We start from the raw sequence: 22,321 nt of genomic DNA on the forward strand, positions 1-22,321 counted from the left end.
GTTTTAACCCTCCTCTTTTATTCAAAAGCATACCATCTTAAACCATCAGGTCTTGTGCCCATTGGGAAATTAGCAAAATTTATAGAAAATCCATTAGATAGTATACTCATTACATTTTTTAAACTATTCCAAGTTGTTCCTCCAGTATTACCAAGTCCGTTGTATGAATAGTTGGTCATTGCTATATTAAGCCCAACGTCTTTAATATATAATCCAACTGTATTCCCATTTACATAAGGTGAGCTATTATCCAATAGATATAAAATTATAAAACTTGGTGAAAAACTTAAATTATTTACTGTTACAATTGTACCACTATAGTTAGGTCCAGGAAACGAACCACTAGCCCACCTTTTTCCTGTATTAATATTTGCAACTTTTGATACTAAGTTAGCTAAAGTATCAGTTTCAACTGAACTCTGCCCTTTATTAGTCAAATTTGTAGCTAGTGTGTTTTTATTATTTTGAATGCAATTTTTCAACATTTCAAAAGTATCGCTACTTAATGCAGGAGAGCCAATAACGTTAGCGATACCTGTTTTTCCGTTATTGGCATATTGAAAAAGATTACTTAAAATAGTTTGAACGTCTGAACCAGTTATGCCAGTTACATTTGCACTTATATTACTTGCTTTGTGTGCTCCCGACGTAGTATCAGCCAAATGTCTATTAATCGTATTATTTGAATCTTCTAATGTAGTTCCATCATTTAACTTTATATCTTCTGCTTTTAGTACTACATCTCCAGTTTTCCCATTTACCTTCGTAACCGGTACCTTTATATTGCTTATTTGATTTTGTAAGACTTGTATATCTTTTTTAGTGGCTAGTATAACAGTCGGGTCTACTTTTAAAGTAACACTTGCAGTATTACTTACCTCTAAAATCATCCTTATGATTAAGTCCTTAGAGCTGCCTTCACTTGCTATAGGTTTATATGTTTCTGGATATTTGCCTATAACTACTAAATTACCCTCATCATCAAAGATACCAGCTTCACGTATCATAAAGCCGCCTTGATCGGCTGGAATTACTGTCTCCATTACTATCCAATTAGGGTTGTTTTCATCTACTATTACTGAATTAATGTTTCCTTCCCATACTTTGTTTTTTAATTGAGTTTGTTCCTCTGTTGGATTATAGTAAGTTCCTCCACCATCTCCAACTTGGAATTTTACTAAGTTTAGCTTTATTCCTAATGCACTTACATTAGCTATTTTAGATTTACCTAGTTTAGTCAATATCGTATAAAATTGCTCTGCCATTAATTAGCCTCCTTTCTAGGATATATAGTCATACTCTCTATCCCCTTAGTGCCACTCAACGCCACATTTAACTTGCCTTTAGATTCTATATTTCTAGGTGACCAAGGGTAAACTGTTATTTCTTCTCCAGAACTTATACAACTTCCAATAAATATACTCCCATTAGTGGTTAAAAATATATTTACTAATTCAAGCCAACTACGTTTGTTTTTATAAGCATTTATAAGCTGATCTAAAAGGACTAAATCTTCAGGAGAGGCTCCTTGATTTGTTGCTTCAGCATAGACTTTAAACCTGTAAGGACTTCCTCCATAATCAGACCACTCTTCAACCCAAGAACGTCCAAAAACAATTTGGGTGGCTCTTTCTACAGCTGCTGGAGTACCTTTTGCTTTATGAAGATGCGTCGAATTTTTTACTAATTCACGTTTTACGGCTAAGGAAAGAGCTGCTTTATAAAAGTCAACATGCTTTTCATATGCTAGAAAGTCAAGTAATTGCTCCGGAAGATTGTCCACATTCGTTAAATCTGAGAGAGATTCTGCCTCACGATACGCCTCTTTAATTTCCCTTTCGAAAGCTTCAGCTAGTGCAATCACAAATGGGTCTTGTTTCAAACTATATGGAAGAATATTAGAGATTAAATAATCATTTAAACTATTCATCTACTAATCCTCCAAATCTTAGTGCAGTACTATCTTCGTGAGCAACTTGATATTTTTCAACTTGAATATACATTGTGGAATTTACAGAAACCCTATAGGCACCTGCTTCCTTTAATCTGGCTATTAGCTCAGATAAATCCACATCTCTACCAAGCTTTGATTTTTGCCAGATTAAATAATCTTGAAAAGCTTGTTGTATCTTTTGTTGAATAGAAGTTAAAACAGACGATTTGGATTTAGATATCCAGTATTGAACGTCTACATTGTAATTAACAACCTCTGGAATATTTACAGTCACATGATCTGTTAGTGGACGAATCTTTTTATCTGAGCAAATTTCAAGTACCTTATCAATCATTTCCTCTGAAGGCAACTTGCCATCTTGCAAAAGAATACGTATATCTACAGTACCCTCACTTGGACTATCTACTTTTACATCAATAATGTCTTGGCTTGCTGTTTTTGCCCAATACTCATAAGCACCTTCTGGCCCTGCAACAGAAAAACTTTCTGGGGCAATTCTTATACGTTCAGCATAAGGATTATCATCTTCAATATCAACACCACCATTTGAAGTAGTTATATTTTTAACTTCTTTAACCCAAGGAAGAGGATCTACTAAGTTTGTAATTTCCCCTGGTAAATATCCATTACCAGTTATTCCCGCTTCTGTACAGGTAGCAGCAATCTGTATAGTATTTTCGCCAGCAGGAACAGTTAGTGTTTCATCTGTTGCAAAGTAAGTGTTATCACCAACTAAAAAACGCGTTCCCTTTGGAATAGTCAACACATCTACTCGGTTCTCTTCAATTATAAATTTCATTGTTGTTACTGCAGCAGATGCTCCTAGCCTCGGAGTTGAGACATCCTCTCCTTTATGGTCCAGAAAATCATCTTCTGCATAAGCTAATAAATTTTGCTTTAAGGCATAATTAAGATTGTTTCGCTCTTGGGTCACATACAAGACAAGTCCTTGAATAAACTTTCTGCGAGGATCAGCATTTGAAAGAGTTATCCCTGTTTGAGTTTCAACGTATGATAACATATCATTTTCAATTTTTTCTGGGTCTTTTTCTAAAAAATTAATATCTGGTAAATTAAATCGATTCATCTACGCTCACCCTCACAATCGTCTTCAATTGTCCATCTTTTCTGTTTCCCTCAAACCTTATTTCTTCCACAATAGCTCTAGGCTCGTTATCATTTATAGCTTTCATAATCCTAGCCGAATTAATAGCTTGTGCTGCAATAATTGGAGAATCTAAATCTGGTATCCACCCAAAGTTTCTATCCATTGGACAACTATAGACAAAGGTTGAAAGGATAAATGATACATTTTGCAACACCTCTTTTGTTCTAGTTGCTCCAAAATCAATTTTACTAAGATTAGTTACTTCATATTGCATACATACACCTTCCTTTCCTATAGACGATATTCTTTAAGAGTGACATTAACCTCTGCTGACAAAATATTACCGTTACTGTCTATTACATTATAGGCCTCACTCATCTGCTGTATATACCAATAGTTTTGTGATACAGGTTTACCACCTATAATAAAATAGTCAACTTTACCTGTATCACGAATTTCCCTAAGTTTTTCTAATTGCTTTGAAGGGTTTACCCCTAATTCTGCTTTTAGCAAAATATCGAATGAGATTTCCTCAAGTTCCGCTCCAATAAACTCACTTATCGGTTTCTTTTGGTTAACTTCATGCTCAGCCCAACGTACTGATCCACTTCTTTTTAAATTAGAGAATGTCTGCGTTATTTTTTCAGACACCTCAAAAACAATCTCACCAAAACTACCTATCTTGGCCAAATTAATCACTTCCAATCGATTAAGATGTTACAGAATCTGTTCTCTATGCGTATGGTTTTTCAATGAAATTCCATCTGCTATTACATCACCCTGAACATTAATGTTTCCTTTTATATTTATAGGTCCAGTTGCATCTATTGTAAGCGTGCTTGTACTAGTATCATATTCAATCACTGTACCATCGACAAAAGTCATATGCCGCTTACGTTTATTACTAACAGGTGGAACATCTTCATCAGAATAAACTGATGCCAAAATATAACCAACCTTTTGTTCAGTAAATCCGCAAATAACTTGTTCTTCAATTTCAGGAATCCAATAATCTTTACTTTTACATGTTCCTCTATATCCAATTTGTAATTCAGCAGATAGTTGCCCTGTATCGGGGAAAAGAACTCGTCCAGTACATTTTTCCTCATTTACTGTTTTTACAATTCCAACTTTAATCATTAGTAACCCTCCAGACATCTTCTAATTTGAAGTGAAACAGAATCCTGAGAGTGTATCACTTGAGATATGATATACTTACCATCAAACCAACCAAACTCTTTTAAATTTATAGTCATTCCTGCATCCAAGTGTTTTTCACTAATTACATTCAATGTTAAAGTAGTTGCATTTTTGTTAGCTTCCCTCAGTTTTTTCTTTGCTAATTTTTGTGCTTCAGCAGTGGATTTGACATCTTCTTTAACTACAAGAGTTCTTCCTACCTGTGGTGATTTTGGAGGAGTAAATGTAGCTTTAATAGTTTTTTTCTTATTAGAGTCTACATTTTCAACTCTGCAGGCTTTATATGTTTCAGTTAATGTTGTTTTCGCAGACCAATTAATTACCTGAATTGAACTATCTCCGCTATTATTTCTGTAAATAGTGGCAACTGAATCTCTACTCTCATAGTCTGCTTCATCTAATATAACAATTGAGTTATTTGAAAGCTTCAAGCACAATCCTTCATCACTACATATTTTATATAGAAAAGATAAATCAGTTTCGTTATCTTGCTCATAACGATCTTTTTGGGGATTATCATCTGTTTCATAGTAAAGCTTTAATCCATTTGCTTTAGCTATATCACCTGCAACAACTTTTAATGTTGCCTTTTCCCAAGCCTTAGACTTATCTTCTCCACGAATACTATTACTTTCAGGAACAGATAAAGCCTTTATTGTTATTTCTGTAGGAGGTCCAGAACCCTCTATTTCATCTATTTCAAAACTTCCAATTTTCGTCTTGATATTAGTTTTTGACCAGTTCTGTTTTTCAATAGCAGCCGTAATTGTAGATCCTTTCTTTGGAAACCAACTATTTAGCCATACGGTTTCAATATCTTCTAGTACAAGTTGAAGGTCATCTATCTGCCCGCTTAAATTATCTGTATATGTCCAACTTTTTGTATGTCCAGTTAAATGCTCCATAATGCTTGTTCCATTATAACTAATATCTAGTTGTGTACGTCTACTATTGGTCATACTTCATCAACCTCCCCTAACCATTTTGGCCGTTCTGTATATTCAGCAGTATCTATGCCCTCTGGAATTGTTAAAGTGATTCCTCCAGGAAAGATAACTATCTTTCTATATTGTTTGTTTGCTTCTATTAAAAGAGGGAACAAATACTCGTTCCCTAATGTGTCGTGTGCTATTTTATCCCATGTATCACCTTGAATTGTTATATATTTAGCCATTGTAACTCACCCTCTTATCACTGCTTCCTACAGATGATGGTACCTGCATATTATTAATTCGAGTAGCTAAATTGTTTAAAGCAGTTTCTACTCTTTTCCCAGCAGTTGATATCCCACTAAGAGATTGAAGCCATCCACCAGCTTGATTAGCTGTGCTAGCAAGTGTGCCTAAATTACTTTTTAAGGCATCGGCACTAAATCTAATACCCATAAAAGAACCAGACATCCAGATATTGATTTGCCCTGTGCTGTTTGCCATGTTTTGAAAATTTTGTGCACTTAAGCTAGTTGCAGTTTGCATTGCCATAAATCCAATCGTCAGAGAAGTTGCAGCCTGCCCTGAAGAAAGAGCCAGTGTTTGTAAATTGGTTGTATTTAGAGTTAATGCCGCATTGATACTTGTCAAGTTTATAGAAAGTTGGGTATTAGCTTGCACAGCATAAGTTTCTAAGCTCTTGACACTAGTAACTGTAGTCGTAACAGCTGATTTTAACTCAGCTGTTGATTGAGCTACAATAGCATTAGTTGGTGATGCGGTTGCACTCGTTTGAGTATTTGTTTGAGTTGCAGTTGATTGCCTTGTAGTATCAACTGCTTTCCCACCTACCCATTTTCCTGCTACATAGCCACCTAGACCACCAATAAAACCACCAATTGCCGTTCCTATTCCTGGAGCAATAGCTGTACCAATTGCTGCACCTATCTTTGCTCCCCCAAGACTTCCTGCAAGCCCTGTTCCGGCTTGTACTGTGGATTTTGCTTTATCATTTGACCGGTAGACATTATATGCTTCCATAGCAATGGTTGCTGGTAAAGCCGCTTTGCCTAATACATTCCCAACCTTGCCTAAAACAGGTTTAAGTACACTAGTGTTAGTAACGGATTGAGCGACTTGCTTAGTAGGGAATGGTATAATTTTACCTTTTGAAGAAGTTGAAGGCACTGGAGCTGGAACAGACTTTGGAGTTACTCCACTGGCAGTAGCCTTAGCACCTTTTGCTTTATTATAAATCCCTTTTCCTGCACCCAATGCACCTTTAGCTAGTACTCCACCTCCAAGCATCCATGCAACTGCACCGCTTCCTAAAGCAGAAAAAACATTTCCTTCTGCCAAATTACTCATAGAAGTTTTTAGAGCACCAGTAAATGCGTTATACCATGCTTTTGCCGCAATTTCTCCAAGCTTAGCAAAGATTTTATTCATACTCTCACCACCAGGTCCACTAAGCCACTCTTCTGTTTTTGCAGATGCTTCATCTAACATATAAACAACTTTATCACCAAAATCCATGTTGGAAAACTTAGCGTCCTCTGAGGTGAATGGCTTGAAAACATCTTTTAAAGTACTTGCTAAACGTTCTCCAGCTTGCTCAATTCCTCCCGAGCTTTTGTCAATACCAGAGCTTATTCCATTAAATAAGTCTTGGAAAACTGGAAGAATGGGTGTAGCAAATTTGATTTGTGCAGTTTCTACACTTCCTTTTAACTCCTCTAATGAACCAGCGTAATTATCCTTCATAGCCTTAGCTGCCTTTTCTGCAGCACCTGTTGAGTTTTTTAATGATTTAGTCAACTCATTTATTTTTTCAGGACCTGCAGAGAAAAGATTAAGCATACCAGTAGCAGCTTCAGTTCCAAATACAGTTGAAGCATATTGTACCTTTTGTGTATCAGATAAGTTCTTAGTTGCCTTATTCCAGTTATCTGATAGTTCTGCGAGATTCTTAAACTTACCCTGTGAGTCAGTAACTGAAAGATTTAACTTATCTAAAGCTTTCCGTGCTTCTTTTGGAGGATTAGATAATCGAATAAGAGCCATACGCAAGGACGTTCCAGCTTGCTCTCCACTTAATCCTTTATCAACCATTACGCCTGTTGCTGAAGCTAATTCCTCTAGACTTAATCCAAGTGTATTAGCCACAGGAGCAGCATATTTAAAGGAATATCCTAAGTCCTCTACACCAGCCGCAGTTTTGTTAGCACTCATAGCCATAACATCAGCTACATGACTTGCCTCTGTTGCCTTTAATTCAAAAGCATTTAATGCTGATGTAACAACAGATGATGTCATTGACAAATCTTCACCAGATGCTTCAGCAGCAGCTAGAATTCCAGGCATAGCACCAATAATTTTATTTGTATCCATACCTTTAGAAGCTAACTCCTGCATAGCAGTTGCTACTTCAGTTGCAGAAAGAGAAGAACTAGCCCCAAGTTCAAGTGCTGTATTACTAAGTTTTTTCATCTCTTCCCCAGAAGCACTTGCAATTACACCTACCTTGGTGATTTGCTGCTGAAAACTAGCAGCCTTATCTAAGGAACTCATAGCTACGCCTGTTGCTGTGACGGCTGTAGCAAATGCAGCTGTACTTGCTACATTTTTTGCTGTATCTAATCCGTTGCTTAATGCCGATTTAAATCCCTTAATTCTCTTTTGTGTTGATTCTAGTCGTGATAACTCCTTTGTTAGCCTCTGTGTAGATTCACTAAGCTGATCTTGTGTTATTTTACCTTTTCTGAAATCATTGTTCAAAGCATCTAGTGCTCGCTGAGTTTGCCTTGCTTCATTTTTCAGTGATGTTAGCCGACTATTTGCTGTAGAAAAAGTACTGGAGAAAGAACTAGCTAGTTTTCCTCCAATCTGAAAGCTCATCTCAAAAGTTTTTCTAGCCATCTTTGTCCTCCTCTCCCACTAAGGCATCCATCCAACCTTTTAGTTCTCTGATTGTTTTAGATTGCCAGTATTCAATGCTTGTATAGGTGCCTATTGCTAATTTGATGAGGATTCTTCGGAACTCTTGGATTCCTCCTTCTGTCCCGACAATCCCATTAAAAAATTTCTTACTGAAAAGGTAACTTCTAAAAAGTCTGGTGCAGATAACTTCTTTAAATCATCCACAATAATACCAGATGCTTTTGAAGCTACTGAAAGCAATACCTTTTGATCATATACATTGTTAAATCCATAAGCACTTCCATTTACACGCAATTCAGTATCTACCTTTAAAATATCTTCGCCTGTTAAATCCTCAAGTTTTAATTCAATTTCATCAATTTCTTTTCCATCTAAATTTAATGATTTGTTTAAAGCTATTTTCATATTACTTTCCCTCCAATTACATTCCTAATGCTTTTCTTAAATCTGCCATATAATCAACGCCGTTAACAATATAGATGTAGTTAACTTTATCAAGTTCAATAAAGGTTTTCCCCTCACGCTCAATTTTTAAGTATAAGACTTCAACTTCCGTTGACCCTTCATAAGGAGATCCTTTCTCCGCTTTACCTAGTTCATTATTAGTTGGAATACCTCTAACTACAACTCTATTAGCTTTAAATTCATGCTTACCTTTTGTTAGATTATACTCTTGGTTAGCTAAACGACAGTCAATTATCGCCATTTGTGGCTTTAAAAACTCCAATAAATCTTCTGTGATAACAGTCCAGTTTATAGTAAGTTGCATACTTTGAAAGTGTCCTATGTTAGGGGATTCGTATTCGCCAGCAATTCCACTACCAGAAACAGTTTCTGTCATGGCTTCTAAAGAAGGTAGTTCCAAGTCTGCAACTCCTTTTAGTTCAGGAGATCCATTTACATATATTCTGAAATCATTCAGCTTTTCAGGAATTAATTTACCCATATTCTTTTACCTCCTATTTACTATTCTGAAAACATTTGATTATAATAAGTAGCATCAAATTCTACAATAAAATCAATTTCACGGGCTGGTGTAGGTTCTGCTAAATATACATGGTAACGAACAATTCCATCTAGTAAATCAGTAGTTGGATTTTCTTCCTTTAAAAATTCTACTCTTCCACCAATAAGTGCACCAGCTGATGTTAACCCATTTAGCCAAATATTAATCTCATCTACCACGCTACTAATTAGCATCTTATTAATTAAGTTGTCCACCTTTTGCCATGTTCTTAGAATAATCGTATTTTGTACCCAGTTATGCATACGTCGAACAGGAATAAAAGCATCTTTTGTATTTTTATTGGATGGATATGCCCCAGTTCTGTTTCCCCAAGCTCTCCAATTTCCCATAAAATTTAGTGCTGTGACGATACCTTCCCCATTTAAATATGCTGCCTGATCAGGGCCAAGGTTAACTTCTGTCCCATCTTTTGTAATTGCTTTATCAATTTTTAAAGGCTCATTTGATGGACTCTTATGTGGAGTATCATCATTTTTTGAATCTACAAGATTCATAAGACTAGCCAAATGTGTTGAGAAATTATATATTTTATTATTAAAAGCCAACTTTGGCCAACAAACAAATTCATTTTCAGAGATATAATTCCCTTCATTTTTCCATCCTGAAACTTTTGTATAAGTATTTGCCTCTAATGTATCAATATCTACAGCAGTACATGCTTTAAAATAAGTATTCACACTACTTGCCTTTGCTTTCATGACAGCTTCAATAGTAGGTTTTTTTGAATATTTAGGTGCAATAATTGTTCCAGGTACTAAACCGAATTTAGGAAAAATAGAGTTAATTAATTCTAATCCTGTTGAAGCACCTGTATTAGCATCTACTCCTCCAATTATGTCATTATCTGTTACTTTCGATGGATCAATTTTTGTATAAGAAACAGATAGAGTACCTTGTTCAAGAGGAATAGAACCACCTGTAATTGCCGTAATTATCACATTTCCATCCCCATCAAATGTTGCTGTATAATCTGTATTCTTAATCAATTCTTGTCCATCAGAAGTTGCAATTTTTACTTTTAATGTATCTAGTAATACTCCCCTATCTGTAATTACTGACCTATGATTTAGAATAGGCACAGAACTGGAACTAACTTCTGTAATATGTTTAGATGGATCTAGTACATTAATAAATACTACTGGTCCTACCCCATACAACATAAAAGCAGTATTCATAGCTTCGCAAAGAGTATAGCTTTCCCAATCATCCGAATATCCTAACGCTTTCACAGCTTCACTGTATTTATATGCAAGTAACGGTTTGCTCACATACTCCCTTGTTTCCGCTAAATTAATTGGTGCTGTACCTACTACTACTTGAAGACCTGCGGTTGCTTGTGCAGCAGAAGCAATCGAAGTAACTACTTCACTTGCATAAACCCCATGTTTATAATCAGTCATTACTTACTCACCTCTTTATTAAAATATTTCTTTACTTCCTCAAACCAAATGCTTTCAGCAGTACCCTTTTCATTCACATTCCTCTCAAATTCTGAAAGCTTACTAAGTTGTATAAATAAATTTTTTAGAATAGGAAACTCCTTTAACTGCTCTTTTAAGTGTAGTGGATATCCATTCCTATAAGTGGTATATCTTGAAATGTATTTATTTGTTGGTCCAACATAAATAAAAACAGTTTCCTTTTTTTCAGAAACTGTTTCATTAGTGGTAGTTTTCTTTGTTTTAGAAATCAAAATTATGTTCACTCCAATCCATTTGTACTTTTTGAATATAGAAATTTAAATCCATAATTGCAAACCAATAAGGAAAAGGTTGTTCTTCAAAAAGTTCTATTTCAATTTTATCCTTTAGTGAAAAAGAACCTATAATTTGTGTCCTTCTAAAGGCTACTTTTAACCTAGTTGCAATATTTAACGGATCCCTCCATCCATTTTGCTCATCTTCATTGTATGCACCAATTATTATCCGAATACTAACAGTATCATCTTCATTGTCTTCTTCAGAAATATACCTAACAATAACGTAAGGAAACTCAGATGAATCTTCTCCCTTTCCTTTAGATGGTAAGTAGCCAGAATAAACTTCAGGTGCTTTAGTGATACCGTTAGCTTTTGTAGATAAATCATATTCTTTTACTGCTTGTTTTATAAAGCCAACCAATTCATCAACTAATTCAATAGGGGTCATTAGCTACCTCCTAACACTCGACTAACCTCATGCTCTAATCGAGTTTCTAATACTTCTGCTGCTTTTTCTTCTATTTTACTAATAACATTCTCATTCCCAAGCATTTGAGGAACAGACGGACCATAATGTCCCCGAATGGGAAGCCGTTTCTTCGAAACTCTTGTAAATACGTTAGTATGACTATTACCCATGCTTGTTACAAACGAACCATTAATCATCTTACTAGATCCTTTCTTAACACTGACAACTGCATATCTCCCATGAGCAGGTAATGACTTATTTGCTCTAACCTTAAACTTCATAAGTTCAAGTACACTACCTGTAGATTTGATTTCAGCTGATAGGTTTTCTGAACTTGCATTTTTAATCTTAATAGTGCTGGTAACATCCCTTTGCTTAACAATATACGTTTCTCTTATCAACCGCCCTGCCTGTGTTTTTGCCGTGCTTGCTGAACGATTTATAGCCCTTGCTGTAACAATTGGAACCTTCTTAGGTACTTCTTCTAGTTTCTTTTGTAGTTTTTCCATTTGAGGAATAGTTAGATCAATCACATAATCACCTAACCTTCATTTGACATTAGATTAATTTTTATCAAACCATCTGCTTCAAAGACATCTATTACATGGTAGTATTCACCATCAAGTTGAAGCCGATAGCCTAAGTTTGGCTTTTCACAATCGGTAGACTTTACATATATAGTTAAAGTTGATTGAAATACCCCCTGCATTGCGTTTTCCACTTTTTCAGTACTAGAAAACTTTTCAAAGGCATCTGAATCAATAATAACAGGTATTTGCAGCCCATCAAGGATATGAAGGTCTGCAAATTCATTGACATTTATAAAAATATCTAAATCCTTTTTTAGCTGTTCCTTAAAATTCATCTCAATTCACCGCTTTCAAAATAGCATCAATAATCTCTGCCTTTTTATTAGAATCATCAATACCTTCAATGTCTCTTTCTTCCACTAATTTTAATAATTCTGCTTTAGTCATAGACTCTAATTCCCTATGTTGTCCGTTATCTTGGGCGGTTAAACTAACAGCACACTGATTTTCTATTAACTTCTTCGCGAAGTCAGGGGGACAAGAAAACTTATCCCCTTCCTGAATAATCCTTCCACTTAAAAATACTGGGTTTAAAGCTTTTAAAATAACCATACCATTCACCTTAGCCTATTTTTATTCTTGCTACTGTTCCAGCTGTAGCTTTAGCTTCGACTACCCACCCAGCAGGGGTATTAGTCCCAGCCGTTACTGTTATGGCAGTACCATTCCAGTACGCTGCTTGTCCGACAGCAAAAACTTCAGTATTCAATGCAGGAAGATCATATACCCCAACCACATGAATACTTCCTTTAGCCCCTACAGGTACATCACACCCAGCCACACCTATTCTAGTAGCTAACCTTACTACATCATTAGCTTTAATATTAGTCACCCCTGTATTTGTATAATCAATAGCTTCTCCACGTTGAACATAACTTGCTTGAGGGTTATTTAACATATTTAAACTCCACCTTTCTAAAATTATTGCCCATTATTTTTAACGACTGTTTTATAATCTACGATAGTAACACCATAGTCTATATAAATATCCCATAGATATCCTAGTTGACCAGCAGGTGGCTGTTTCATAACAATTGTCGGCATATCCAATCCATTTAAGTAGTCAACTTGAATAGGACTTCTTAGTTGGTCAGCAGTCATATACCATTCCTTTGCTCCATTAGCTGTTGCATCATCTAGTTCAGCATCGCTAATAATTTTAAAGCTATTGTAGAACGGGTTAGGTATATTAGGATTTGTTTGAGCAGGGTCGATAGATGCACCTATTAATTGTCCTGACTTTGTTTCTAAGGCAGTCGGAACCAGCATAAATTTAGCAGGAATATTTAATTTCACTTGACCACCTGCAGCCTTCTGATTTCTCATCTTCATTCTCATGTCAGATAACGCATCTACACTTGGATTGGATCCTATAGATGATATATTTCCATGGTCAGCTGAGAATAGCTGTTTTCCGTCCCAAATTGCTGGATTCTTAGCAAGTGTTTGATATACTAATCTATTAATTCCTAGTCTTGCAGATTGTGCATAAAGTGCTGGGATAGTTGATATAAAGTCTACATCATCATTTATAAATGCTTCACGAGTCATACTGAATTGACGACCAAAAGTAAGTAATTGACGAACTGGTCCTTCTTCAGCATTAATGGAATCATGTTTTAATTCACCATTTTGAGAAACTAATAAAAGTTCACCGGCTGTTCCAGTTTGATAAGTCTTAGTTGGTCTAAAATCTTTTAACGTTCCTCTTCTGGTCCACAGTTGATAAGTTGTTTCAGCCTCAGTATAAGCTTTTTCAAAAACAGAGCGTGCAGTTTGGTCCATAATGCCAGTAAATAAGCTAGTTGGATTTAAGTACTGACGTAACATCTCATCTTCATTTAAACGATAAGCATTTTGCACACCCTCAAGTCTTAGTGTTTCTTTTGCTAATTCTTTTAAAGATAAACCTCGAAGTTCCTTTGCACCATCAGCTGGTTTTTCAACATTTAATCCAACACGGAGTGCAAGTCCATCCACTGCAGCAGCACGGAACTTATCTCCCTCATCTTGAATAACTCCTACGCTTGACGGCTTCTTCGTTTTTAATTGCTTTTGAAGTATGAATGCACGCACTTCATCCACTGTATTTCCTGCTTTAATATACTCCTGTGGCTCTAACTCAAAGCTTCTGCAAAGATCTGTAATATCCATAGTACGCTGTCTTTCAGCTTCTCTTGCTTGTCTAGCTATTTCTTCATTGTCCGGAACCTGAATTATTCCAGCAGCCGCTATATTTGTATTATTACCCATTGCCCTCAATGAATCAATGTTGCTCTGTAAGCCATCAAACTCTCTTTGCTCCTCTGTAGTTAAATCACGGTGATTTGCTTTAGCCTTATCTAAGATTTCCTGCTGTCTTGCTAACATTTGTTCTAAAGTCATTTATAATTCCCTCCTATAAATAGTTTTTATTTAATTGAATTTGCTTATAATAAAGTTCCAATGGTGCAGACTTTAAAAGAGTTTTTTGAAATTCATTCATTTCCCTACCTACCCCTACTGTTGCATCGGCAGGAACAGAAACAATAGATATTTCTACTGGAAGCCATTTAAGTGCAATACTACATGGCCCTGTAAATTTTCCATTAGCTGATACTTTCCCAGCAGTAACTTCTTCCCAGCTATCAACTCGATAGCCAACACTAACACCTTTTAACGTACCACTTCTTACCTTCTGATAAATCTTTTCACTTTCATCATCTTCATCAAAGGTAACTAATGCTTTTCCCCTGTTATCTTCAATCCAAGCTTTATCGATTCTTCCAATAACCTTGTCTCTGGAATGATTAAAAAGAAGACATCCAATTTCACTTAGTCTTGATAAATCGCAGGCTCCATCTTGATGGCTTAAAATTTCTGGCCCAAACCATCTATCATAGGGTTCTTCACTTGAGAAGCTTAATTCAACTTGCCGTGAACCTTCCTCAACTTCCCTAAAATTAATTCTTGAATATCGCTGGCTAAATTGAGAGTTATTCTCCTTACTATTGCTCATCTTTTATCACCCCCTTCTCCTTCATATATTGAATTTCTCTCGCTCTTTGGTCTACGATTTCTTTCCAATCATGGCCATAGGTAGCTGAAAGTTCTGCAAGGGTAGTTTGATTTGTTTCTAATGCAATTCTATTTGCATTAGCCTCTTTTAGAGGGTCAATCCATTTTTGCCCTGGCGGAGTCCACTCATGCATCATATATTCTTTTTTCTTACCCCAAAAATCCTTAATTGCAATGGCTCCACTTAAAACGGCAGATATTAAAAAAGTTTCATAGACCTCTGTAAGAAAATGATCAATAAGATATTGCTGTTCAATTTGGTAGGTTTTTTCATCTTCCAGCAAACCCTGTCGTGCACTACTGTAGTTAACTTGTGACATATCCCTTGAAACGGATTCATAAGAAATCCCTTGGCCACTGCCCGTCAATCTTTGCTGCAATCTTACAAAGTCAGCTGCACTAGCTCCTTGTGCCGGAGGCTGAACAACAGATACATCCTCCCCAGGACTAAGCTCCATAATCATTCCTGGGCTTAACGTTTTTCCTTTATATTGATTAGTATTCTGCTTTCCTCCTGTCCTTCCAATTCCGCCAGTGTCAGGATTCATACGTTTGATAAAAACGGATAAGCAAGCAGAAACTCTCTCTTTTACACTAACAGCCTCCATATAAGAGTTAACATCTTTAATTCTTGTTATAGTTGGAGACATTTCTGACATTTCACGGACTTGGGAAGGTCTCTTTTTAAGCCATAAAAAAATGACGTCATTTGCTTCAATTCGTTCACTTTTTCCCAAATAGAAGCCATTGACATCATATTTTTTAAAGTAGTATGCAATTGGTCGATTAAATTCATTGTATTCAATACCATTTAAAACCCTGATATTATTTCTACTTATTTGCATTGTATCTAGGTCATCAACTTCCCTAACCTGTAAAGTAAAGGGTACGACACCCCCTTGAGTATATCTTTTAATAAAAAAAATGCCACCATCAACCTTTTTCCTTCTTAATGCCATTCGACACATTTCATTGAAGCTTTGCTGATAGGTAACATCGCAATTTCTCGGCTTACACCATTCTCTCCACAGCTTCTCAATTTCCGAATTAAGATTTTCATCATCTGTTTTCGCTTGAAGTTTAAATCCGGTTCCAACCACATTTCTCTCAAAAGCTCCAATGATACTTTCACTCATATCTGAGTTTCTTTCTAAATCACGTGCTCTGGCACGGATTGTATCACGATAGGCACTATCCGTTTGCTCAGCAGATGCATTTACCGCACGCCATCCTGCATTTAAACGGTCTTCAGTACCAGCATCATAACTACGTAATTCCTGATATGCTTTTCTCCAAGCCTCACGCCTATATGCTGCACTTGGAGATATAAATGCTACTGCTTTATCTAGCCAGCTCACTCCTATCACCTCCTGTCAAAAACACCTACATATGTATTACCTAGTAAGTTATCCTGACTATTTTCATAGTTCATTTGAGCCTGCAACTCTTTTTGTCTTGCATAGAGCAAAGATAAGTCCGCTCTTTTCAACCTTCTTGACCCAATCTGATACTCTTGACCACCAATTTCAATAGCAGTTATAGCCTCATTAATCTGTTTTAACTGTTCTTCTAAAGATAACATAATTCACACCTCCTATAACCATTTATTATTTTTTAACCATGAATCGTTAAAGTCCATGGATTGTGTATTTACATTTTGAGGTTCTTCCTGTTGTTGTTCCTCTTCTTGCATTAAATGAATACTTCGGACATTCAGAATATCAGCAGCAGCCAATGCATAAACCTCAGTATCTAAATAGTGGTTATCCGCATGACTTGTTTTTGGTACCCACACTTGATTAATTCGACCACCACTAGTTTTAACATTAACCTTATGCTCCGCTGTTACCTGTTCTGCATACTCTCGGTCACACCCTTCATAAACCATCCAAGAGCCATTACCATTTGGTTTTCTCATCCTTGAAGCTATCATATCTTTATACTTTCCGCCGTCTACTAATAGCAGTCGCATGCCATGAGCTTTGGATGTAGCTTTATTAATTGTGCTTATCTTAAAGTGTGAATATCCGCTAGCAGTACCTTTAGCAGGAATTGCCCATTCACTATTTTTAGCACAGAAATCATAAACTGCATCTGTCTGGTCTCCTGAGTCAACTGCACAAAGGTTAACCATAAAGGCTTCACCATTTCTTTTTTTGTATTCTGAATTCATAGCCATTTCAATTTCATTAAAGCTTAACGCTTGGCCATGAGCAATATTTTGACTTGTAAGATACGGCCCCCATGCACGAATGGTCCAATATAAGCTAGACTCCTGAACATCAACTCCCCCAGTAAGCATAACTGCCCAATCTGGCACCTCAAATTGTTTATAACTAGTCTGCCTTTCTAGTACCATGTCTGCATTTGTTTTTAATTTTGTATCTTCCCACGGTTCGGCAAGCCATGAGTTAACGAAGTTTTGAAATTCTTCTGGGTCATCTTTAGTAGTTAGGAATTCTTTTGCAATCTCTCCAAATCTTACAAAGGGAGAATATAAAGTATTCATCCAGTAAGCTACTTTTCTAGGATATTGTGTCCTTTGCTTAAATACTTCCCACCTACCATAACGCAACATCTGTGGTTTATGTTGGTCTGTAATTATACAACCACATTCTTGGCAAACATAAGTAGCTAATTCAGCCCTTTCTGCATAACTCATTCCCTCTTTTTTTGGCCATTTAATTTGTTCAAGCTTAAGTTCAATATATTCCCCACAATGCGGGCAAGGAACTTTATAATGCTTTTCAATATCAGCACTTTCTTTAGCTTTCCAAATATGTCCTGTTTTAAGAGTTGGTGTAGATGTCATGAATATCTTTCTGTTATTTGAAAAGGTCTTTGTACGCTCTTTAGCCAATTTAATTGGATCTGCTTCTTTTTTACTTGCTCCTGGATACTTGTCAACTTCATCTAAAAGTAAAAACCTAACAGGTTTACTAGCTAAAGAGGATGGTGAATTAGCACCACTTAAGGTTAAATACAATCCTTCAAATTGTAATTCTAATTTACTGGACTGAAATGGTTTGAATTTTGTTCTTAATTCTCTTGAATTCATTAGCATTGGCTGCAATCGATTTTCGGATATACTTTCTGCAAGCTTATCAGACGGATAAACAATCATTGTTGGTGAAGGATCTTGCATAACTATATACCCAACCATATTTTGGAGTGCTTCTGTTCCTCCTACCTGTGTTGGTTTAACAAATATAATTTCTTCTGTTTCTGCATTGTTAAACTCATTCATTATATCAACTAAATAGGGGGTAACAGAATTCTTCCATTTACCAGGTATAGCAGAGGATTTATTATCTAAAATACGATACTTTTCAGACCATTCACTAACTGCTAAGTCCTCAGGTGGCCTTAATTGTCTTAATGGATTCTTAATGTAATCTGGTAAATTACTTTGCTTTCTTCTTGGCACTATAAACACCGTCCACACTCATTTGATAGAGTGCATCATTAATAATTTCTGTTAGGCTTTTTTCAATACGCCTTGCCTCAATTGGTTCTACATAAGGGCCAACTTCCGCAGATAGTTTTCTCGAAAGCGACATAGCTGATTTTTTAAAAACAATAAAAAACCTAGCCAACTCTGCTTCAACTACTTCCTTTTGGATATACTTCCCGTTTGCAATATCTGTTTTCAGCCTAGTCAACTCAGACTGTGCTTCTTTAAATGCAACCTCTGCTTCTAACTTCTTCTGTTGAAGGTTTACGGATTTACTAACTTCGGAATCAGCATTGTATATTTCACCACGCCACTTCAACACATGTTTTAAATCCCACCAACCTCGGCTATGTTGTGTTAACCCTTGTCTTTTCCAGTCAGTAAGCGTTCTATCACTAACATCTAATATTTCGCAAAGAACTTTAGTTGATACAACTATTTTGTTATCGGCCTGCTTAATTCCATCCATAAACTCACCCCCCAATTCCGAAGTTCCGAAGTAAAATTTTTTGTTTTTATGGAGCAAGATTTCGGGGCTCGCTAGCCCCGCACCTCCCGTACCCCCTTAGAAGGACCCATGACTTAATAACTTTGCCTTAATACCATAGTGGTATACTTACTATTATTACTTGTGCAAATAAAATAAGCACCTGGAGTTAACCAAGTGCTTTGCTGTTGCCACGCAACAGCTTATTAATCTTACATAGTATCATTATATCAATTTATATACCCTCATTACTGACAACTTTTTAAGAAATCTTTTTTATTCTTAATCCTCTTTGATATGCAAACAATTCTCTTGCTTGCTTTAACCATCTGTATATAGATCTTTCGTCAGCATGTATTTCATCACTTGCTTTAATGACTCTGTTTTTTATATCCCCTGCACCAAGCTCTTTATCACAATCTTTAAAGTATACAATCTCTATTGCTTTTATTATATATTTTTTATGTCTTGCCTCTAGTTCCGCAAGAACTTTGTCCACTGCCTCCATATCTAAAACTTCAGATATTCTTTCATTTACTGCTTTCTCCGCCTTAATAAGGACTTCTTCTGTAGGTTTAGATATTCCGCTTCTAACCTTAGTTTCCTTTTTCTTTATTTCATCTAATGCCTCGATATATATTTTTTGTCTATATTTTTCCGCTGACATACCATTCTCACCATAGAATCTAAATGCTGCTGTAGCATAATCTCGTATATAATCCTTCATTTGTTAACTCACCCCAATTTGTTTTTTAGAAAGTTTATTATGGTTGTCCACGTCTCCACCGTCCTCTTGAACACTTTTCAATACCTCTATTTTGTATATCCGCTAAGTCAACTAAAAACTTTCTTCGCTTATACTCTTTTTCTTTAAGTCTTCTATTAGCGTATTCCATAAATCTTTCTTTATTTGTCATAAAATTATCCCCTCTAATAACTAAATTCAGCTTGCATAGTTTTCTCATATTCAATTTGTACCAAACTAGGATTTTCTAACTGTCTGTTCATTTCATCTATCAATTCCTCTGCCTCTTCATAGTCAATATCAAGTGCAAAAGCTAATGCCTCTATTCCCCTTGTTCTCAAATCTTTACCCTGTTCTAGCTCTTTTAGTGTTTCCTTATTCATTTATTATCCTCCACCTTCGTTTATTTCAAGCTTTTCTTAAAAACATGACGCAAAAACACTGTAAAATTCAACTTTGAATAATACAGTGTTTTAATAAATCATTCGTCTTTTCAGTTGTTACCTTAAATAAGAAGATATCGTAGTGACCTCGGCAAGTCTAATAATTTTTTATGGATTATGTATTGGAATTTATTTTTTTATAGCCCATCCCATTATCTTTGCATGCTTTTCAACTTGTGGGGCCATTTTTTCTACCTTAGAAGATTTAAGGACCACATCAGACATTTTATCAGAATCATTCGGAACAAAATCTTTCATGGTTACTTTGTATTGAAATACCCTTATATCTCCCTTCATAACTCCAATAGTGACAGTATCTACGCCTTTAAGGTCAGCCTGCTGTAAAAATTCATAGGATTGGTTTAAAACGTGTTGAGTTGCTAATCCTTGGGTTAGCTCATCACTCATAAAAACTGTGGCTGTTACATGATTAGTTATACCTCTAGCATCAGTAATATCAACCTTATTGGCATATGAAAAAGCATCAGTTTTAACGGTATTTCTCTCTGTCTCAGATACCTCGGTTTCCGATGCTGCAGTTTCAGATTTATTCGCCTCAGTTTTTGGTGCTGTAGTTTCAGATTTAACGGTCCCAGTTTTTTGTGCTTCCTCTTTCGGAGCTTCTTTCGCACTAGAACAGCCAGTCAATAATAGCCCAATAGTCAAGACAATAAATAATAGTTTTAATTTCACTTCACTAATCCCCTTTCCAAATACGAATATATTACTATAATAGCATAATTTGGATAAGGAAGCTAATAAGAATAAATATACTCAATTAATTACTATTTTAACTTAACTAATATTAACTATAACATATCTACATAGTCTCATATGGTTATTTTTATAACAAAAGTAAAACCCTTTAACTTCTTAACACTGTATTATTCAATTTCCAAAGATCATTTGTATATGTTGAAAAGTATATATTTTTTTCTTCTAATTTTTTAAAAACTTTTCCATTATTTTCAATAATCTATATTTGCACATCATATAAACTTGCTATAGCCTTTATCCCAATACTCTCCAAATTTACTACATACTGAATAAATAATTTTCATAAAATCCTCATTCATACAGACTAACTATAGTTGCTGTATGATTAAAATAAGCTCCCGTCAATTAATACTAAATAAGGTTCTTGGCGACTTGTATATATATCAAATTCTTTAAGAGCTTCTATTTCATCTTCTCTACAACCACCAAGAAGTTTTGCTCTAGCATCTTCTTTTGTTATCTGACTTGGGGGTCCATCATCTTCCTCAACATCTGCAACCGTCTCTCTATAATATTTAACTGCATCTTCCTCGGATTCAGCACCTATAAGAGCATAGTAATCAAAATCATTAAACTCATAAAATTTCATTCTAATTTACCTCCTCAAAATACTTGTAATTAATCAAACCACTCTGGTTTATCTTCATAACACATTGCAGTTTTAGTAATTTCTTTGAATTCAAGACATTTTTCACAGAAAAATTTATCTACTCTTTTCCACTCCTTACCTGGCCTTACTCCTATCCAAGCATCTTCGCCATGCTGCCTTGAAGTTCCCATATAGACAAATTTATGTTCACATTGTTTCACCTGCATAGGAGGTCTTTTAGGAGGTGGATAACTAGCTGGTGGAACCTTCTTTATATCATCCATCTTTAATCACTTCCTTCGATTAATAGTTGCAAAACCTCACTTTGATTTAATAATTAGTGGTAGCTATAATATATGGCTCCTCTATAGCTCCCTGTAATTTGATTACTTCCCTGAAAGACATTAACCTTTCCACTATGCTTTTATCTTCAATTCCACGTCTTAAGTCACCTATGCCACCTCTGCAGATTTCATCATAATCACCTAACTCTGCAATATCTTCTGGATTATTTGTTTGATACCACATAACATCTTTATCTATGTCACATTCTTCTAACTCCAAATCATCATCTAAATAAAATTCTTTAATAACCCATTGTCTAGTCTTTTCTAAGTCCCAAGCACTTGCATACCATTCACTATCACCATCAAAATACACTCTCAAGCCACTAGGATTATAAAGGTCACTTATCCCTTTTTCAAATGTTTCGCACTTCCCACTTTCATCAATCTCAATTCTTTCTTCATTTATGTTTTTCATACAATTATCTTCCCAATAATGTTTACACTCACTGTTCATACACATCATGTTTATAGCCATGCTAATTCCCCCTTACATTTTAAATGAATTG

At 35.6% G+C, this 22,321-nt stretch carries 31 protein-coding genes; all 31 read right to left on the reverse strand.

The genetic code is table 11. From position 1 onward, the window contains the following. Positions 1-17: 17 nt before the first annotated feature. Positions 18-1,265 (reverse strand): phage tail protein, encoded by a 1,248-nt coding sequence (locus N4T77_RS02620; RefSeq protein ID WP_261670179.1) that lies wholly within the window; start codon positions 1,263-1,265, stop codon positions 18-20. After that, positions 1,265-1,930 (reverse strand): phage tail protein I, encoded by a 666-nt coding sequence (locus N4T77_RS02625; protein ID WP_261670180.1) that lies wholly within the window; start codon positions 1,928-1,930, stop codon positions 1,265-1,267. Before N4T77_RS02625 ends, N4T77_RS02620 begins: the two co-directional genes overlap by 1 nt. Beyond that, complete coding sequence (locus tag N4T77_RS02630; protein WP_261670181.1) at positions 1,923-3,041, reverse strand: baseplate J/gp47 family protein; 1,119 nt, start codon at positions 3,039-3,041, stop codon at positions 1,923-1,925. Before N4T77_RS02630 ends, N4T77_RS02625 begins: the two co-directional genes overlap by 8 nt. Next, the gene (locus N4T77_RS02635) at positions 3,028-3,336 is read right to left on the reverse strand and encodes a GPW/gp25 family protein (protein ID WP_261670182.1); all 309 of its coding nucleotides are present in this window, start codon (positions 3,334-3,336) and stop codon (positions 3,028-3,030) included. Before N4T77_RS02635 ends, N4T77_RS02630 begins: the two co-directional genes overlap by 14 nt. A gap of 17 nt (positions 3,337-3,353) precedes the next feature. Next, complete coding sequence (locus N4T77_RS02640; protein WP_261670183.1) at positions 3,354-3,752, reverse strand: phage tail protein; 399 nt, start codon at positions 3,750-3,752, stop codon at positions 3,354-3,356. Positions 3,753-3,779: 27 nt separating this feature from the next. Further along, positions 3,780-4,202 (reverse strand): phage baseplate assembly protein V, encoded by a 423-nt coding sequence (locus N4T77_RS02645; protein WP_261670184.1) that lies wholly within the window; start codon positions 4,200-4,202, stop codon positions 3,780-3,782. Then, the gene (locus N4T77_RS02650; RefSeq protein WP_261670185.1) at positions 4,202-5,221 is read right to left on the reverse strand and encodes a phage late control D family protein; all 1,020 of its coding nucleotides are present in this window, start codon (positions 5,219-5,221) and stop codon (positions 4,202-4,204) included. Before N4T77_RS02650 ends, N4T77_RS02645 begins: the two co-directional genes overlap by 1 nt. Then, positions 5,218-5,436, reverse strand: a complete 219-nt coding sequence (locus N4T77_RS02655; RefSeq protein ID WP_261670186.1) for a phage tail protein — start codon at positions 5,434-5,436, stop codon at positions 5,218-5,220. The genes N4T77_RS02650 and N4T77_RS02655 overlap by 4 nt, the downstream gene beginning before the upstream one ends. Continuing rightward, positions 5,429-8,110: a phage tail tape measure protein gene (locus N4T77_RS02660; RefSeq protein ID WP_261670187.1), complete on the reverse strand. Its 2,682-nt coding sequence runs from the start codon at positions 8,108-8,110 to the stop codon at positions 5,429-5,431. Before N4T77_RS02660 ends, N4T77_RS02655 begins: the two co-directional genes overlap by 8 nt. 96 nt (positions 8,111-8,206) lie before the next feature. Further along, positions 8,207-8,536, reverse strand: coding sequence for a hypothetical protein (locus N4T77_RS02665; RefSeq protein ID WP_261670188.1), 330 nt, complete (start codon positions 8,534-8,536; stop codon positions 8,207-8,209). 16 nt (positions 8,537-8,552) lie between these two features. Further along, on the reverse strand, positions 8,553-9,077 hold the full coding sequence (locus tag N4T77_RS02670) for a phage major tail tube protein (protein WP_261670189.1): 525 nt from the start codon (positions 9,075-9,077) through the stop codon (positions 8,553-8,555). Between the two features lie 20 nt (positions 9,078-9,097). Beyond that, complete coding sequence (locus tag N4T77_RS02675; RefSeq protein ID WP_261670190.1) at positions 9,098-10,558, reverse strand: phage tail sheath family protein; 1,461 nt, start codon at positions 10,556-10,558, stop codon at positions 9,098-9,100. Further along, positions 10,558-10,851: a hypothetical protein gene (locus N4T77_RS02680; protein WP_261670191.1), complete on the reverse strand. Its 294-nt coding sequence runs from the start codon at positions 10,849-10,851 to the stop codon at positions 10,558-10,560. Before N4T77_RS02680 ends, N4T77_RS02675 begins: the two co-directional genes overlap by 1 nt. Next, positions 10,841-11,305, reverse strand: coding sequence for a hypothetical protein (locus N4T77_RS02685; RefSeq protein WP_261670192.1), 465 nt, complete (start codon positions 11,303-11,305; stop codon positions 10,841-10,843). The genes N4T77_RS02680 and N4T77_RS02685 overlap by 11 nt, the downstream gene beginning before the upstream one ends. Then, positions 11,305-11,835 (reverse strand): phage tail protein, encoded by a 531-nt coding sequence (locus tag N4T77_RS02690; protein ID WP_261670193.1) that lies wholly within the window; start codon positions 11,833-11,835, stop codon positions 11,305-11,307. Before N4T77_RS02690 ends, N4T77_RS02685 begins: the two co-directional genes overlap by 1 nt. A 32-nt stretch (positions 11,836-11,867) precedes the next feature. Continuing rightward, positions 11,868-12,191: a hypothetical protein gene (locus N4T77_RS02695; protein WP_261670194.1), complete on the reverse strand. Its 324-nt coding sequence runs from the start codon at positions 12,189-12,191 to the stop codon at positions 11,868-11,870. Position 12,192: 1 nt separating this feature from the next. Continuing rightward, positions 12,193-12,468, reverse strand: a complete 276-nt coding sequence (locus tag N4T77_RS02700; protein ID WP_261670195.1) for a Rho termination factor N-terminal domain-containing protein — start codon at positions 12,466-12,468, stop codon at positions 12,193-12,195. A gap of 10 nt (positions 12,469-12,478) precedes the next feature. Next, a complete protein-coding gene (locus N4T77_RS02705) occupies positions 12,479-12,814 on the reverse strand; it encodes a DUF2190 family protein (RefSeq protein ID WP_261670196.1) in 336 nt (111 codons plus the stop codon). Between the two features lie 23 nt (positions 12,815-12,837). Continuing rightward, entirely contained in the window at positions 12,838-14,301 is a 1,464-nt protein-coding gene (locus N4T77_RS02710) for a hypothetical protein (protein ID WP_261670197.1), read from the reverse strand. Positions 14,302-14,314: 13 nt separating this feature from the next. Continuing rightward, positions 14,315-14,914 (reverse strand): HK97 family phage prohead protease, encoded by a 600-nt coding sequence (locus tag N4T77_RS02715; RefSeq protein ID WP_261670198.1) that lies wholly within the window; start codon positions 14,912-14,914, stop codon positions 14,315-14,317. Continuing rightward, positions 14,904-16,331 carry a phage portal protein gene (locus N4T77_RS02720; protein ID WP_261670199.1) on the reverse strand — a complete coding sequence of 476 codons (1,428 nt, stop codon included), beginning with the start codon at positions 16,329-16,331 and terminating at the stop codon, positions 14,904-14,906. Before N4T77_RS02720 ends, N4T77_RS02715 begins: the two co-directional genes overlap by 11 nt. Positions 16,332-16,336: 5 nt before the next feature. Further along, positions 16,337-16,555: a peptidylprolyl isomerase gene (locus tag N4T77_RS02725; protein ID WP_261670200.1), complete on the reverse strand. Its 219-nt coding sequence runs from the start codon at positions 16,553-16,555 to the stop codon at positions 16,337-16,339. Positions 16,556-16,567: 12 nt separating this feature from the next. Beyond that, positions 16,568-18,400: a phage terminase large subunit family protein gene (locus N4T77_RS02730; protein ID WP_261670201.1), complete on the reverse strand. Its 1,833-nt coding sequence runs from the start codon at positions 18,398-18,400 to the stop codon at positions 16,568-16,570. Beyond that, positions 18,378-18,896, reverse strand: coding sequence for a hypothetical protein (locus N4T77_RS02735; RefSeq protein WP_261670202.1), 519 nt, complete (start codon positions 18,894-18,896; stop codon positions 18,378-18,380). The genes N4T77_RS02730 and N4T77_RS02735 overlap by 23 nt, the downstream gene beginning before the upstream one ends. Positions 18,897-19,176: 280 nt before the next feature. Beyond that, positions 19,177-19,641 (reverse strand): hypothetical protein, encoded by a 465-nt coding sequence (locus N4T77_RS02740; protein WP_261670203.1) that lies wholly within the window; start codon positions 19,639-19,641, stop codon positions 19,177-19,179. A gap of 37 nt (positions 19,642-19,678) precedes the next feature. Continuing rightward, a complete protein-coding gene (locus N4T77_RS02745) occupies positions 19,679-19,831 on the reverse strand; it encodes a hypothetical protein (protein WP_261670204.1) in 153 nt (50 codons plus the stop codon). A 13-nt stretch (positions 19,832-19,844) separates the two neighbouring features. Further along, positions 19,845-20,042 (reverse strand): hypothetical protein, encoded by a 198-nt coding sequence (locus tag N4T77_RS02750; RefSeq protein WP_261670205.1) that lies wholly within the window; start codon positions 20,040-20,042, stop codon positions 19,845-19,847. A gap of 189 nt (positions 20,043-20,231) precedes the next feature. Beyond that, entirely contained in the window at positions 20,232-20,768 is a 537-nt protein-coding gene (locus tag N4T77_RS02755) for a hypothetical protein (RefSeq protein WP_261670206.1), read from the reverse strand. 436 nt (positions 20,769-21,204) lie between these two features. Beyond that, on the reverse strand, positions 21,205-21,468 hold the full coding sequence (locus tag N4T77_RS02760; RefSeq protein ID WP_261670207.1) for a hypothetical protein: 264 nt from the start codon (positions 21,466-21,468) through the stop codon (positions 21,205-21,207). A 29-nt stretch (positions 21,469-21,497) separates the two neighbouring features. Next, positions 21,498-21,752, reverse strand: coding sequence for a hypothetical protein (locus tag N4T77_RS02765; protein WP_261670208.1), 255 nt, complete (start codon positions 21,750-21,752; stop codon positions 21,498-21,500). A 46-nt stretch (positions 21,753-21,798) separates the two neighbouring features. Continuing rightward, positions 21,799-22,290: a hypothetical protein gene (locus N4T77_RS02770; RefSeq protein ID WP_261670209.1), complete on the reverse strand. Its 492-nt coding sequence runs from the start codon at positions 22,288-22,290 to the stop codon at positions 21,799-21,801. Positions 22,291-22,321: the final 31 nt, after the last annotated feature.

It is taken from the genome of Clostridium sp. CX1 (assembly GCF_025398335.1).
Lineage (GTDB): Bacteria > Bacillota > Clostridia > Clostridiales > Clostridiaceae > Clostridium_AM > Clostridium_AM tanneri.